Origin of the sequence: Pukyongia salina (genome assembly GCF_002966125.1) — a bacterium.
In the GTDB taxonomy this organism is placed as follows: domain Bacteria; phylum Bacteroidota; class Bacteroidia; order Flavobacteriales; family Flavobacteriaceae; genus Pukyongia; species Pukyongia salina.
Map to the genome: position 1 here is coordinate 2,954,136 of NZ_CP027062.1, position 13,863 is coordinate 2,967,998.

Genomic DNA, 13,863 nt, shown 5'->3' on the forward strand with positions numbered 1-13,863 from the left:
AACTCCAAACACCAGATGCAATTACAACAAAGAATTAACGGATTTGTGAAATTAGGAAACTTCCTGTCAACTGAAGTTTTTAAAAATGAAGAGCTCATAAATTCCGCCAGCGCCCATAACGGCTGGTTTACCAAAGAAAATATCATCTTTGCCCTACAAGGCTGGAGTGAAATTCTCACCGAAGAAAAGCTAAACAAATGGCTGTCTCCGTACAGCTTCCCGGAAAAGCAGCCTAAAACCGTCGCCATAGTGATCGCAGGTAATATCCCTTTGGTTGGTTTTCACGATTTTCTTTCGGTGCTGATCACGGGTAATAAGGTACTGGCAAAGCTCTCCTCCAATGATACGGTCCTGCTCCCTTTTCTTGCCAAAAAACTAATTGAAATCGAACCTGGTTTTGCTGGACTGATCGAATTTACGGAAGATAGACTTTCCAATTTCGATGCTGTGATCGCCACAGGAAGCAACAATACGGCCCGTTATTTTGAATATTATTTCGGCAAATACCCCAGCATTATCAGGAAAAACAGAAATTCGGTGGCAATTTTATCCGGCAATGAAACGCCCGAACAACTTGACGCCCTGGCGGAGGATATTTTCCGGTATTTCGGACTTGGTTGCCGAAATGTCTCAAAACTCTTCCTGCCCAAGGATTATAATTTCGACCCCTTCTTTAATGCGATGTACGGCTGGAAGGAGATAATCAATAATAACAAGTACATCAATAATTACGATTACAATAAAGCGGTTTACCTAATGAGTAATATCGAACTGCTGGATAACGAATTCTTATTACTGAAGGAAGACAACGGTTTTTCCTCCCCTATTTCGGTGGTGTTCTACCAATATTATGAGAGTGAAGACGAGCTTCGGAAATACCTTTCAGAAAATAAAGAACATATACAGGCTATCGTTTCGGAAAAGGACATCCCCTTCGGTGCGGCTCAAAAGCCACAACTATGGGATTATGCAGACGGAGTGGATACTATTTCCTTCTTGCTTGAATTATAATACCAACGTAGAACGAACTATCATATCATCTGCGAAATTATCTCAATTCGTACTGAAGGATCTTTCGTTGATTTCCTGTTAATAGTTTTCCTAATAAAAGTCATTTTATTTACCTAAAATTATCCCTTTCTTCACATCTTTGTAACCTGAAAAATCCACTCATGAAAAAACATAATTTTAGCCCGGGCCCTTGTATCTTACCGCAACAGGTTTTTGAAAAAACCTCGAAAGCAGTATTGGATTACAACGGGATAGGCCTATCTGTAATGGAGATCTCACACCGCTCGAAAGAGTTTATTGAGATCATGGAAAATGCCCGAACACTGGCCCTCGAGCATTTGGGACTTGAAAATAAAGGCTACAAAGCACTCTTTCTGCAAGGCGGTGCTAGCATGCAGTTTCTTATGGCGTCGTATAACCTGCTGGAGAAAAAGGCAGCGTATCTCAATACCGGTACATGGTCGAGCAAGGCTGTAAAAGAAGCAAAATTGTTTGGCGAAGTGATCGAGGTGGCTTCCTCGAAGGATGCTAATTTCAATTATATTCCTAAAGACTACACTATACCTCCCGATGTGGATTATTTTCACTGTACCAGTAATAATACCATCTTCGGAACTCAACTTAAAACGCTACCACAAACCGATGTCCCTGTTGTTTGCGATATGAGTAGTGATATATTTTCCAGAAATCTGGATTTCTCGAAATTTGGTTTGATATACGCCGGAGCCCAAAAGAATATGGGACCCTCTGGAACCACTTTAGTGGTAATAAAGGAAGATATCTTAGGTAAAGTGAGCCGTTCTATACCGTCCATGCTGGACTACAAGGTGCATCTCGATAAGGATAGTATGTTCAATACTCCACCGGTTCTTGCGGTATATGTTTCTATGCTTACCCTGGAATGGCTTAAGGAAAAAGGAGGTATCTCGGCCATGGAGAAAATAAACGAGGCAAAGGCCGGCCTACTCTATACGGAGATAGACAGAAACCCATTGTTTAAGGGATTTGTGGCTCAAAAAGGGGATCGATCTCCTATGAATGCAACCTTTAATCTTACAGATGAAAGTGTTAAGGAAAAGTTTGACACCATGTGGAAAGAGGCCGGTATTAATGGACTTAACGGCCACCGAAGTGTTGGCGGATACAGGGCTTCCATGTATAATGCCCTTCCTCTTGAGAGCGTACAGGTATTAGTTGATGTGATGCAGGAAGCAGAACGTACGGCTTAAGATAATAAAAGGTTCTGTGGTTTAAGAGATTATTGCAGATTGGAGTTTTAAATTTGCAACTGAATAACAACCAAAATAAATTCCTTGCATTACCTTAAAAAAGCTAAATGCAGTTGAAAAGGTATTGGACTTGGAAAAAATTTAAAACTTATAATTTAAAATTGAGTAATGAAAGTATTAGCGAATGACGGAATCTCTCAAAGCGGAATCGATGCATTATCGGCCGGTGGATTTGAGGTTATAACTACCAAGGTTGCCCAGGAACAACTGGCAAACTATATAAATGAAAATAAGATTGATGTCTTACTGGTTCGCAGTGCTACCACGGCGCGTAAAGAATTGATCGATGCCTGCCCTACCTTAAAGATCATTGGTCGTGGCGGTGTAGGTATGGATAATATCGATGTGGATTATGCCCGGGAGAAAGGAATTCACGTAATTAACACCCCGGCGGCTTCCTCAGCTTCGGTGGCCGAACTGGTATTTGCTCATTTATATGGAGGGGTACGGTTCCTTTACGATGCAAACAGAAACATGCCTCTGGAAGGAGACAGTAAATTTAAGGATCTCAAGAAAGCTTATGCCGGGGGCCGTGAATTACGCGGAAAAACTATAGGTATTATTGGCTTCGGAAGAATTGGCCAGGAGGTTGCCAAAATTGCTTTAGGTTGCGGTATGCGCGTGATGGCAAGCGATATGTACGTTGAAGAGGCGAATATCACAGTAGATTTTTACGATGGCCAATCGGTAAGTTTTCTTATTAAATCTGAACCTGTTTCAGAAGTATTGAAGCAAAGTGATTTTATAACGCTACATGTACCGGCTCAAAAGGAATACGTGATCGGTAAAAAAGAAATCGAAATGATGAAGAAAGGTGCAGCCATCATCAATGCAGCACGTGGAGGGGTGATCGATGAAGACGCCCTGCTAGAGGCCCTGGAGAATGAAAAATTATCGTTTGCCGCATTAGATACCTTCGAAACCGAACCCAAGCCGGCTATAAAAGTTTTGATGAACGGCAGACTGTCTCTTAGTCCTCATATTGGTGCGGCTACCAGGGAAGCACAGGACAGAATTGGCACCGAACTGGCAACACAGATCATTTCGATCTTAAAGCCTGCATAGCTGGATTTTTAGTACATTGACCTTTTAAACCAAAAACGTAAATAATGGCAGGAATTTTAGATCTTTTAAATAGTGACCTGGGCAAGCAACTTATAAATGGTGCAAGCCGGGAAACCAAACAACCTGAAGATAAAACGGCTCAGGTAGTGCAAATGGCTATACCCCTACTCATGGGAGCTATGAAGCGTAATGCCAAAAGTCCGGAAGGTGCTGCCGGCCTGATGGGAGCTTTAGAAAGTAAACACGATGGAAGTTTACTCGATAATTTAGGCGGATTTTTTGAAGGCGGTGTTTCTGAAGATCAGAAGATAGATGGCCTTGGGATATTAGGTCATGTACTGGGAGGGTCTCAGGACAATGTGGTTGGTGCCCTGTCTAAAAAGTCGGGAATGGATTCCAACTCGGTAATGCAGATCCTGCAGGTAGCAGCTCCCGTTATCCTGGCCTACCTTGGGAAAGAGAAAAGACAGAAAAACGTCTCATCACCCAGTGGAATCGAAGGATTACTGGGCGGTATGTTAGGTGGCGGACGCAAACAACAAAAGAAGTCTCAATCCATGATAGAAATGCTGCTTGATGGTGATGGTGATGGTAGTGTGGTAGACGATATTGCCGGTATGGTGTTAAGTGGAGGTAAGAAGAAAGGCGGCCTATTGGGAAGCCTCTTTGGAAGATAAATCGATAAGAAATAAATTAACTGGCGCCTCTAACTTCGGTTGGGGGCGTTTTTTGTTAAAGGCCGTTAAAATAGCTTATAGAAATAGAGGGTTTCGTAAATTTACCTTAAAGAAAAATGATGAGATATTTCCTGGCCATATTGGGTTTTGCGCTGATGATTTACAGTTGCGATTCGGGTAGAACGGGCATGTCCGGTGGATCTGATGCTACTTCAGAAACCATGGATACTGTTCGTATTGCCAACGACAGCCTTGAATATGAGATCATTATCCTGGACCTGGGTTTTAATAACTGGCTTGTCACGCAACCCCCTGAGGGGTATTACAGTCAGTCGTTTCTCGAAAACCGCAACAGACTTTTTGTTACAGAGTACAACCGGCGGGTTCAGAATTTTCAACGGTACGATCCAAATCTATATCAGCAGGAAATAAACTACGAATTTGATGTAGATTACGGCTATGAAGTGAATTATCTCCTATACAATTATATGATGTTCTTCCAGGAACGATACAAACAGTCGTTCACGGGAGGCAGACAGGGACCTAAACAATGAAGAAGTTAAAGGAGCGCTGGAACATAGAAAGTAATTGGAGGTTATTTGTAATATTCCTTGTATTTGCGGTAGTTGGGAGTAGCTCGGCCAAGGTTGCCGGGCCTGTGATGGAGGCTATTGGAATACACAAAGACAGCATGGCCGGCTATTTTTATTGGCCACTGCGAATAATCCTGATATTCCCTATTTACCAGGTGTTTTTGGTGTTGTTTGGATGGCTGTATGGCGAATTCGAGTTTTTCTGGAATTTTGAGAAAAAGATGTTACGATTAGTTGGTTTAGGATTTCTTCTGAAATGAATAAGACCGGAAACATAAGAATTACTTTCGCATCTCTTCTACTGGTTGCAGCCTTATTGTTGCCTAGCGGAATTCAATTTGTCCATGCAATTGAAAACCATAATCACCCCAGTTGTACCGATTTCAGTACTCACATTCACGAAACACAATTAGATTGTTCCATTTGTCATTTTCACTTATCGGTTTTCAGTTTTACTCCGATCGAAGAAAGTGAAGTCTTCAGCCAATCGAATAATTTTAAATCAATCTTCGGAAATATAGACTCTGAAGGTCACTTCTTTTACCCCTATCGTGCTTTAAGAGGCCCACCCGTTTTGGTTCAACCCTGATCAATTTCAGTAGTAACCAAAATAATAAACAATGAAAACATTTTATATGTCCTTGCTGCTATGCTTGATTGTATTTACAGCAAGGTCGCAAAACAGCATAAGCGGAACTGTCACCGCTGCGGGTAGTAACGAACCCCTATTGGCAGCAATCTACATCCCACAACTCGAGATAGGAACAGAAACAGATCTCAACGGGTATTACGAATTAAAAGGGATCCCAACGGGTACCTTTACCGTGGTATGCTCCTTTCTGGGATACGCCACCTATTCGGAGAAATTTAGTTTTTCGGGAGAAAATACGTCGCTCACCATCGATATAGAAATGGAAGAAAGCGCCGTGGAAATGGCCCAGGTCATTATCGCAGCACCCTTTCATAAGCTACAACGAGACAATGTTATGAAAGTGGAGCGCTTATCGGTAGACGAACTCTCAAAATCTGGAGCCACTACCTTATCTGAAGGTATCACCACCATCGCCGGGGTAGAAAGTATTAGTACCGGGGTGGGTATAGGAAAACCTGTGATCCGGGGCCTGAGCGCTAATCGCGTCCTTACTTACGCCCAGGGGGTAAGGTTGGAGAATCAGCAATTTGGTGACGAACACGGGCTAGGCCTAAACGCTTCGGGTACCGGGAGTGTGGAGGTGATCAAAGGACCGGCTTCCCTTCTGTATGGAAGCGATGCCCTTGGTGGAGTATTGTATTTTAACCCCGAACCTTTTGCCGCTGTTGGTAAAACCACGGCCGATGCCACAGCCACTTACTTTTCCAATACGCAAGGCTATAGTTTTAATGCCGGGGCACAAACCTCTGGAGAGAAACTAAAATTTCTTGCGAGGGTAGCCTACGATGCGCATAGCGATTACGAAGCCGGTGATGGTACTCGGGTTACCAATTCGAGGTTCAATGAAACAGATCTAAAGACGGGACTGCGCTATCAAGGCAACAAGGTAAAAAGCACATTCCGTTATAATTATAACCGGGCTAATATTGGGATTCCTGAAGAATTGGGTGCTCAAACCACCGAGAAGAAACCTGTAGAACCCTATCAGGAGATCGACAATCATATTCTCAGCCTGGAGAACAACCACTTTTTCAACAATTCCAGTCTGGATGTAAAATTGGGATATATATTTAATGATCGCCGTGAATTCGAGGAACATGAAGAAGGTGAACCGGAAGAAGGCCCCGCTCTTCAGATGAAACTCAACACCCTTAATTACGACGTGAAATACAATTTGCCCGATCTTGGTGATTTCGAGACCATCGTTGGTGTTCAGGGGATGTTTCAGAAAAACAAGAATTTTGGAGAGGAAATACTCATTCCAGACGCTACGGTTGTGGATATAGGGGTGCTGGGCACAACGCATTATCACCTGGAAAAGATCGATATTCAGGCGGGCTTGCGGTACGATATCCGGAAACTCGATAGCGATGCTGCATTTACACTCGAAGGGGAAATGTTCATACCTGCCCTGGAGCGCGATTTCAATAGTTTCAATGCTGCATTGGGTGCAAAGTTTGATATCGATAAGCAACTTTCCGGACGTGTGAACCTGGCTTCAGGTTTCCGTGCGCCAAATCTTGCGGAGCTAACTTCCAATGGAGTTCATGAAGGAACAAACCGGTATGAGGTGGGTAACCCCAACCTGGACAACGAACAGAACCTCCAATTGGACGTTTCTTTAGAATACGGCAACGAACATGTTGAGATCTTCGCTAACGGTTTTTACAATCTGGTAGATAACTTTATTTTTATTTTGCCCACCGGGGAAATGATAGACGACAATTTTGTTTTCAACTACGTACAGGACGACAGCAAATTGTACGGTGGTGAATTTGGGCTGCATTTGCACCCGCATCCATTGGATTGGCTTCATCTTGAAAGTAGTTTCCAGACTGTGACAGGCGAAATGGACAACGGAGAGAACCTTCCATTGATACCGGCCAACAGTATCAGAAATACGTTAAATGTTGAGTTTGGAGCAAATAAGTTCTTTAAACAATCTGAAGCTTTTGTCACTCTACTTAGTGTGATGGATCAGGATAATACCAGTGCGAGCGAACTTAGAACAGGTGGATATAGCTTGGTGAATCTGGGCGCTAGTGCCAGTTTACAATTAAACGCTACAACGGTAGATCTTAGGTTTGCGATAACCAATATCTTCAACAAAGAATATATTTCTCATCTGTCCCGACTTAAGTCGGATGGAATTATGAATATGGGTAGAAATATTACCGGTACCGTTATTATAGGGATATAAAAAAATCCTCCGGAGCCAGTGGTTCCGGAGGATCATTCTACTATTTATTTAATTTTCTATTCGTTTACCTCAACCTCGATGGTTTGCACAGTTTGTTTTGGAGCTGATGCGAACACAAAGGTGTAGATCCACATAAGGGTAAAGGTAGGTATGAAGTCGGTAAATGGGAGAATCTCTTCCAGGAATACGATCGCGGCTGCCACTTTTCCTGTATTCCCTTCATACATATCGCTCATTTTCTTTGCTGCGTAAGGAGCCCAGAAGATATCAAGGAATGGGCCAATTCCGGGGATAAAGGCCGTGCTCATCCCTATAACATCGTAGAGAATTCCCTGTCGCAGAAGTTTCAATTTATTTTTTTTCATCTTGAGATTTTAAATTATACAGATGTTAACGCAAGAAACCTGCCAGAAATTATGCCAGATCTGTTCCTATGAGTCGCATAAATTCGGTTCTTGTTTCAATTTTCTCAAATTGCCCCCTGAAGCCGGAGGTTGTGGTCACACTGTTTTGTTTCTGAACCCCCCGCATCATCATACACATATGGGCAGCTTCTATAACCACGGCCACCCCTTTAGGCCTAAGGGTCTCGTTGATACACTCTAAAATGTTATGGGTTAATCGTTCCTGAACCTGCAATCTTCTTGCAAATACATCTACTACCCGGGGTATCTTACTCAGACCCACGATGCGACCGTCCGGAATATAGGCCACATGAGCTTTCCCAAAGAAAGGTAAGATGTGATGTTCGCATAGGGAATACAATTCTATATTCTTCACCACGATCATGTCGTGATACTCTTCCTCGAACATAGCTTCCTGAAGTATTTCGGCGGGATCCATACAGTGCCCGGATGTTAGGAATTGTATTGCTTTGGCTGCGCGTTCCGGGGTTTTCACGATCCCGTCCCGTTCCATATCCTCCCCTATTCCTTCAAGGATCTTAGTATAGTTTTGCTTTAACTCGTCTGTGATCGGCTGATCATATTCTTCGTAACTTTTATACGACCCCATTGGTTTTTAATTTATCTGAATAAAATTTTTTGATCTTCTCTAATTTAGGAGCTATTATGAACTGACAGTATGGCTGTTGCGCATTCTGGTTATAATATTCCTGATGATTAACCTCGGCCTCATAGAACACCTCAAGCGGACTAACTTCGGTAACGATCTCTTTTTCGAAAATACGCTCGTTCTTTAAAAAATCCATAAAAGCTTCGATTTCTTTTTTTTGTGCTTCAGAAGTGTAAAAGATAGCACTTCTGTATTGAGTTCCTACGTCGTTTCCCTGGCGGTTCAAGGTGGTAGGATCATGGGTTGCAAAAAACACCTCCAGCAAGGTTTGAAGGCTAATGGTCTCCGGATCGAAGATAATCTGCACTCCCTCGGCATGTCCGGTACGTCCGCTACACACTTCGCGATATGCAGGATTCTTTATATGCCCCCCGGTATAGCCGGAACGCACCTCCAAAACCCCGTCAAAACGCTGAAAAACAGCTTCGGTACACCAAAAACATCCTCCGGCAAGTACAATTTTTTCATTTTTCATTTTCATAGCGTCTTAAAATTACGACATTGATAATTGGGATATAAAAATCTTGATTTTATTTAACTTTTCTGTAATAATTCAGCCAAAATCGTAGTTTTGTGCAATTCGAATGAATTCCACCCTACATGCGCAATTTAATTCCCATTCTACTCCTTTTAATATGTATTTATGCCTACCCACAACAAAAGAAAACCCTGGAGGCAGTTCGAATTGAGAATGCTCCTAAAATTGACGGATTATTAGACGATGCTATCTGGCAATCATTACCCGCCTATGGCGATTTTTTTATGTACGAACCCGGGAATGAAGGTGAGGTTGATCCCGCTTATAAAACCGAGGTTAAAATGGCGTACGATGATAGGGCCGTTTACGTGGCAGCTTATATGCATGACCCCGATCCTGAGAATATTTTAAGTCAGTTCTCACAAAGAGACGAGGTCTTTGTACAAGCAGACTATTTCTCCATAGCGCTTAATACCTACAACGACGGTATAAATGAAACACGCTTCTATGTTACAAGCGCAGGAACTATTGGTGACGCCAGGCGGAGTTTGAACAACTTCGATTTTGGCTACAATGTCGTTTTCGAATGTAAGGTATCCAAAGATGAAAATGGTTGGTATGCCGAATTTAAAATACCTTATAACGCGCTTCGTTTCCCCGAAGTGGACGTACAGGATTGGAGCGTGAACTTTTATCGCCGACTCGTTGGCAAGAATGAAACTCATACCTGGAATTTTATCAAGAATTCGGTAGGTTCGGCGACACAATATAACGGGCTGGTGAGCGGTGTTATGAATATAGATCCGCCGGTACGATTAACCTTCTTCCCCTTTGCTCAGGGAGTTGTGTCTAATTTTGACGGTGAGACCAACACCGATTTCAGCGCAGGAATGGATCTTAAGTACGGCCTTAGTGATAGTTTCACCCTGGATGCAACGCTCATTCCCGATTTTGGCCAGGTAGCCTTCGACAAGGTTCGCCTTAACCTAGGCCCTTTCGAACAGACTTTTAACGAGAACCGACAATTCTTTACAGAAGGTGTAGATCTTTTTAACAAAGGAAATATCTTCTTCTCCAGACGTATAGGGAACTCTCCTTCGGGACCGTTGGAAGATCTCCAGGAAAATGAAACATTTACCAAATACCCGGAAAGAGTGAACCTGCTCAATGCGCTGAAGATCTCGGGCCGAACAAGAGGTAAATTGGGGGTTGGTGTCCTAAACGCCATCACCGAACGTACCTATGCCAGGGCAGAAGATACTATTACCGGAAATAGCAGGGACGTGCTGGTAGAGCCCCTGGCGAATTATAATATCATGGTTCTGGACCAGCAGTTCAATGATAATTCATCGGTGTCTATTATTAACAGTAATGTCACCAGAGAAGGTAGTTTCAGGGATTCTAATGTGACAGGACTGGTTTTCGATCTGGCAGATAAGGGAAATAATTTTCGTTTTTCCGGAAGAGGGATCATGAGTAATGTAAGTGAGATAGATAGTAGAACCACAGGGATTAGAACCGAGTTGGACTTTTACAGGATCAAGGGGAAATTCAGGTACAGATTTGGACACGACTTTGCAGATAAGGAACTGGATATAAACGATCTCGGACTTAACTTCACCAACAACTATAATAATTTTGTGGCGGGTGCCTCATACCAGATCTTCGAGCCTACGGCTACTTTTAACACCTACAGTTTCTCCTTTACAGCCAGGCATCGTCGTCTCTATAAGCCCTCGGTGCAAACCGGTAATAACTTCGACATGAATTTATTTTTCGTGACCACAAAGAGGTTCGCCTTTGGTGGGAATTTTGGATTTAATAGTAAAAATGACGATTATTTCGAACCTCGCATCGAGGGTAGATTCGTGACCTTCAGCTCGAATTTGGGCGGTAATATCTGGTGTTCTTCAGATTATAGAAAGAAATTTGCTTACGACATCAATTTTGGACATCGTACGTGGTTCGACGACCCTCAGCAAAGCTATTTCTTCGATCTATCCCCAAGGTACAGGTTTTCGGACCGGTTCCTTTTGGTTTTTTCTACTGAAGTATCCCTACGGGAGGACCAGTTTGGATATATAAACGACGATGGTATCGATGTGTTTATGGGACAGCGGGATATCACCAATTTAGAGAACGAGATAACTGCCAGTTTTAATTTCGATCCTTATAAAGCGATAGATCTCCGATTTCGGAATTTCTGGAGTACGGCCGATTACAGTGATAATGTGTTCTTTATTCTGAATGAGGACGGCAGTCGCTCCGAAATTGAATACGATACCACGGAGAACAATCCTAACAGAAATTTCAATATCTGGAACCTGGATCTTAGTTTTCGATGGCGTTTCGCCCCGGGAAGCGAGGCTACCCTGCTCTATCGCAACCAGATCTTCAACCTGGATGAATTGTCTACCCTTGATTATGGGGAAAGTCTGAATAATTTATTCGCACAGCCTAAACAAAATACCGTATCTCTTCGAATAACTTATTTCGTGGATTATAACAATGTGAAAGGGCTATTCAAGAAAAAGGCTTAGTCAAGTTTTTCAATTGTAACTATTGCGAGAAAGCTGTACATTCACTTCAATTTTTTAACTAAAATCATGATCGAAGCCAGAAACATTCATAAATATTACGACAACCTTCACGTATTGAAAGGAGTGGATATATCGATAGCTGGTGGTGAGATCGTATCGATAGTTGGAGCCTCAGGAGCGGGAAAAACAACCTTGCTCCAGATCCTGGGAACGCTGGATAAGGCGAACGAGGGAAGTTTAAACATAAACAATACAAATATATCGGCCCTGAGCAGGAGAGAACTGGCAAAGTTTAGAAATTCTACCCTGGGATTCATTTTTCAGTTTCATCAGCTATTGCCCGAATTCACAGCGCTGGAAAACGTATGTATTCCTGCCTTTATAAAAAAGACACCCAGGGCTGAAGCCAGCCGTCGTGCTTCGGAGCTTCTGGAATTTCTCGGGTTAAAGGACAGGGGACATCACAAGCCTAATGAACTATCTGGTGGCGAGCAACAGCGGGTAGCTGTAGCCAGAGCGCTGATCAATAATCCGCAGATCATACTGGCCGATGAACCCAGTGGCAATTTGGATACCGAAAGCGCCGAGAATCTACATAATCTATTCTTCAAGCTTCGCGATGAATTTGGGCAAACCTTCGTGATCGTTACACACAACGAGGAACTGGCGGCTATGGCCGACAGGAAATTTGTGATGCAGGACGGATTAATTATCAGTTAAATGAAACCAGAGGCCCTGAAAGAATTTCTGGACGAAAAAGCCTACCAATACAATCAACCTACGTTCATAGTAAGTGATCCTATACAAATTCCGCACAGATTCAGTAAGAAAGAAGATATAGAGATCGCGGCTTTTTTAACAGCAACCATAGCCTGGGGAAATCGCAAAAGTATCATCACCAACGCCACCAAACTAATGACTCTGCTGGATGAGAGTCCGTTTGATTGCATCATGAATTTAGAACAGGTCGACACCAAACGTTTTGCAGGTTTTGTACACCGTACATTCAATGCAACGGATCTGGAATATTTCCTGAGGGCTATTCAGAATATCTACAAAAAACACGGGGGGTTGGAGGCAGTATTCACCAATAATGCCCAACCGGATACCCTGCAACCTGCTATTCATAACTTCAGAAAGATCTTTTTCGAACTTGATCACTTACCACGAACCGAGAAGCATATTAGTGACCCAATGAAGAATTCTGCTGCTAAAAGAATCAATATGTTCCTTCGCTGGATGGTCCGTCCCGGAGATACCGGCGTGGACTTTGGGATATGGAAAACTCTCAAACCTTCACAGCTCTCCTGCCCACTTGATGTTCATTCGGGGAATGTAGCCCGAAAGCTCAGGTTAATGGAGCGGAAACAAAATGACGCAAAAGCTTTAAATGAATTGGATGTTGCACTTCGTAGACTTGATCCCAAGGATCCGGTGAAGTACGATTTCGCACTTTTCGGATTGGGAGTGTTCGAGAAATTTTAACATATTTATCTTCAATTTTAAGTAATTATGTGCATTTCATCGATTTTTTATCACTTTTATCGTGTTTATTTTGTTTATTAAGTAGGTATTTTCCTATATTTCGACACAACCTAAAAAACAACAACATGAAATTTAAAATTACTTTTGTACTTGTATCCCTGGTGCTACTTACTGCTTGTAGTCCCGAAAATGAAGATTATATTGACAATAACTCTTCTAATCTAATTATTGAAATTGGTGGTGGAACCACTCCAGATCCAACCAGTAGTTCGTACCAGACCGACCTTATGGCCGGGCAACATATTTATTCGGGTATTGTGAATGTAGAGGTAGTTGATGACAATGTTGTGGTATCATACACTTCCGAAAATGACTGGGAGATCGTTGAAACACATTTGTATGTTGGAGATCTTAATCAATTACCAACTACTGGAAGTGGAAATCCTAAAATTGGACACTTCCCTTACAAAGACAACCACCCTGTGGGAACAGTAAACGTGGAATACGTTGGGCCCGAAATATCGGAAGGTGAATGTGTTTATGTGGCGGCACACGCCGTGGTAATAAATACAGTAACCGGTGATGAAGAAACCGCATGGGGCGCAGGGGTTCCTATTGGTGGGAACAGCTGGGCAATGACATTCGAGTATTGTTATTAAACATATTCGTTTTTACACTATGTAAACTTGGTAAAGCCGCATTTTGCGGCTTTTTTTTTTACTCAGCCTGGGGAATTCTCATCATCTTCTGCTCTATAAGTAATAAATTCTGTTATATTTACTAAAACCATTACAATCGC

At 42.6% G+C, this 13,863-nt stretch carries 14 protein-coding genes; 11 read left to right on the forward strand and 3 right to left on the reverse strand.

From position 1 onward, the window contains the following. Nucleotides 1–15 precede the first annotated feature (15 nt). The 7 genes from C5O00_RS13300 to C5O00_RS13330 all read left to right on the forward strand — a co-directional run bounded on the left by C5O00_RS13300 (nucleotide 16) and on the right by C5O00_RS13330 (nucleotide 7,487). Nucleotides 16–1,011, forward strand: a complete 996-nt coding sequence (locus tag C5O00_RS13300; RefSeq protein WP_105217317.1) for an acyl-CoA reductase — start codon at nucleotides 16–18, stop codon at nucleotides 1,009–1,011. Between the two features lie 161 nt (nucleotides 1,012–1,172). Continuing rightward, the gene (gene serC / locus C5O00_RS13305) at nucleotides 1,173–2,240 is read left to right on the forward strand and encodes a 3-phosphoserine/phosphohydroxythreonine transaminase (RefSeq protein WP_105217318.1); all 1,068 of its coding nucleotides are present in this window, start codon (nucleotides 1,173–1,175) and stop codon (nucleotides 2,238–2,240) included. 168 nt (nucleotides 2,241–2,408) lie between these two features. Continuing rightward, the gene (locus C5O00_RS13310; RefSeq protein ID WP_105217319.1) at nucleotides 2,409–3,365 is read left to right on the forward strand and encodes a D-2-hydroxyacid dehydrogenase; all 957 of its coding nucleotides are present in this window, start codon (nucleotides 2,409–2,411) and stop codon (nucleotides 3,363–3,365) included. A 44-nt stretch (nucleotides 3,366–3,409) separates the two neighbouring features. Beyond that, a complete protein-coding gene (locus C5O00_RS13315; RefSeq protein ID WP_105217320.1) occupies nucleotides 3,410–4,042 on the forward strand; it encodes a DUF937 domain-containing protein in 633 nt (210 codons plus the stop codon). 116 nt (nucleotides 4,043–4,158) lie between these two features. Next, complete coding sequence (locus C5O00_RS13320; protein ID WP_317046424.1) at nucleotides 4,159–4,596, forward strand: DUF6146 family protein; 438 nt, start codon at nucleotides 4,159–4,161, stop codon at nucleotides 4,594–4,596. Then, nucleotides 4,593–4,895 carry a DUF6787 family protein gene (locus tag C5O00_RS13325; protein WP_105217322.1) on the forward strand — a complete coding sequence of 101 codons (303 nt, stop codon included), beginning with the start codon at nucleotides 4,593–4,595 and terminating at the stop codon, nucleotides 4,893–4,895. The genes C5O00_RS13320 and C5O00_RS13325 overlap by 4 nt, the downstream gene beginning before the upstream one ends. Before the next feature lie 360 nt (nucleotides 4,896–5,255). Beyond that, nucleotides 5,256–7,487 carry a TonB-dependent receptor gene (locus C5O00_RS13330; protein WP_105217323.1) on the forward strand — a complete coding sequence of 744 codons (2,232 nt, stop codon included), beginning with the start codon at nucleotides 5,256–5,258 and terminating at the stop codon, nucleotides 7,485–7,487. Nucleotides 7,488–7,543: 56 nt separating this feature from the next. On the opposite strand, the gene C5O00_RS13335 is transcribed toward C5O00_RS13330, so the two are convergent. The 3 genes from C5O00_RS13335 to msrA are packed head-to-tail and all read right to left on the reverse strand — an operon-like array spanning nucleotide 7,544 to nucleotide 9,042. Continuing rightward, nucleotides 7,544–7,852: a hypothetical protein gene (locus C5O00_RS13335; protein ID WP_105217324.1), complete on the reverse strand. Its 309-nt coding sequence runs from the start codon at nucleotides 7,850–7,852 to the stop codon at nucleotides 7,544–7,546. Between the two features lie 49 nt (nucleotides 7,853–7,901). Beyond that, nucleotides 7,902–8,501: a GTP cyclohydrolase I FolE gene (gene folE, locus C5O00_RS13340; RefSeq protein WP_105217325.1), complete on the reverse strand. Its 600-nt coding sequence runs from the start codon at nucleotides 8,499–8,501 to the stop codon at nucleotides 7,902–7,904. Then, the gene (msrA, locus tag C5O00_RS13345) at nucleotides 8,488–9,042 is read right to left on the reverse strand and encodes a peptide-methionine (S)-S-oxide reductase MsrA (RefSeq protein ID WP_105217326.1); all 555 of its coding nucleotides are present in this window, start codon (nucleotides 9,040–9,042) and stop codon (nucleotides 8,488–8,490) included. The genes folE and msrA overlap by 14 nt, the downstream gene beginning before the upstream one ends. A 119-nt stretch (nucleotides 9,043–9,161) precedes the next feature. Here msrA and C5O00_RS13350 point away from each other — a divergent pair, with 119 nt between their 5' ends. The 4 genes from C5O00_RS13350 (at nucleotide 9,162) to C5O00_RS13365 (ending at nucleotide 13,723) form a co-directional block, all read left to right on the forward strand. Next, nucleotides 9,162–11,579, forward strand: coding sequence for a DUF5916 domain-containing protein (locus tag C5O00_RS13350; RefSeq protein WP_105217327.1), 2,418 nt, complete (start codon nucleotides 9,162–9,164; stop codon nucleotides 11,577–11,579). 66 nt (nucleotides 11,580–11,645) lie between these two features. Then, nucleotides 11,646–12,299, forward strand: coding sequence for an ABC transporter ATP-binding protein (locus tag C5O00_RS13355; RefSeq protein WP_105217328.1), 654 nt, complete (start codon nucleotides 11,646–11,648; stop codon nucleotides 12,297–12,299). Next, a complete protein-coding gene (locus C5O00_RS13360) occupies nucleotides 12,300–13,064 on the forward strand; it encodes a TIGR02757 family protein (protein ID WP_105217329.1) in 765 nt (254 codons plus the stop codon). Nucleotides 13,065–13,189: 125 nt separating this feature from the next. After that, entirely contained in the window at nucleotides 13,190–13,723 is a 534-nt protein-coding gene (locus C5O00_RS13365) for a hypothetical protein (RefSeq protein ID WP_105217330.1), read from the forward strand. Nucleotides 13,724–13,863: the final 140 nt, after the last annotated feature.

Excerpts from the sequence above, each read along its gene's own strand:
- C5O00_RS13300 (WP_105217317.1), top strand. The coding sequence starts at position 16 with ATGCAATTACAACAAAGAATTAACGGATTTGTGAAATTAGGAAACTTC.
- serC (WP_105217318.1), top strand. The coding sequence starts at position 1,173 with ATGAAAAAACATAATTTTAGCCCGGGCCCTTGTATCTTACCGCAACAG.
- C5O00_RS13310 (WP_105217319.1), top strand. The coding sequence starts at position 2,409 with ATGAAAGTATTAGCGAATGACGGAATCTCTCAAAGCGGAATCGATGCA.
- C5O00_RS13315 (WP_105217320.1), top strand. The coding sequence starts at position 3,410 with ATGGCAGGAATTTTAGATCTTTTAAATAGTGACCTGGGCAAGCAACTT.
- C5O00_RS13320 (WP_317046424.1), top strand. The coding sequence starts at position 4,159 with ATGATGAGATATTTCCTGGCCATATTGGGTTTTGCGCTGATGATTTAC.
- C5O00_RS13325 (WP_105217322.1), top strand. The coding sequence starts at position 4,593 with ATGAAGAAGTTAAAGGAGCGCTGGAACATAGAAAGTAATTGGAGGTTA.
- C5O00_RS13330 (WP_105217323.1), top strand. The coding sequence starts at position 5,256 with ATGAAAACATTTTATATGTCCTTGCTGCTATGCTTGATTGTATTTACA.
- C5O00_RS13335 (WP_105217324.1), bottom strand. The coding sequence starts at position 7,852 with ATGAAAAAAAATAAATTGAAACTTCTGCGACAGGGAATTCTCTACGAT.
- folE (WP_105217325.1), bottom strand. The coding sequence starts at position 8,501 with ATGGGGTCGTATAAAAGTTACGAAGAATATGATCAGCCGATCACAGAC.
- msrA (WP_105217326.1), bottom strand. The coding sequence starts at position 9,042 with ATGAAAATGAAAAATGAAAAAATTGTACTTGCCGGAGGATGTTTTTGG.
- C5O00_RS13350 (WP_105217327.1), top strand. The coding sequence starts at position 9,162 with ATGCGCAATTTAATTCCCATTCTACTCCTTTTAATATGTATTTATGCC.
- C5O00_RS13355 (WP_105217328.1), top strand. The coding sequence starts at position 11,646 with ATGATCGAAGCCAGAAACATTCATAAATATTACGACAACCTTCACGTA.
- C5O00_RS13360 (WP_105217329.1), top strand. The coding sequence starts at position 12,300 with ATGAAACCAGAGGCCCTGAAAGAATTTCTGGACGAAAAAGCCTACCAA.
- C5O00_RS13365 (WP_105217330.1), top strand. The coding sequence starts at position 13,190 with ATGAAATTTAAAATTACTTTTGTACTTGTATCCCTGGTGCTACTTACT.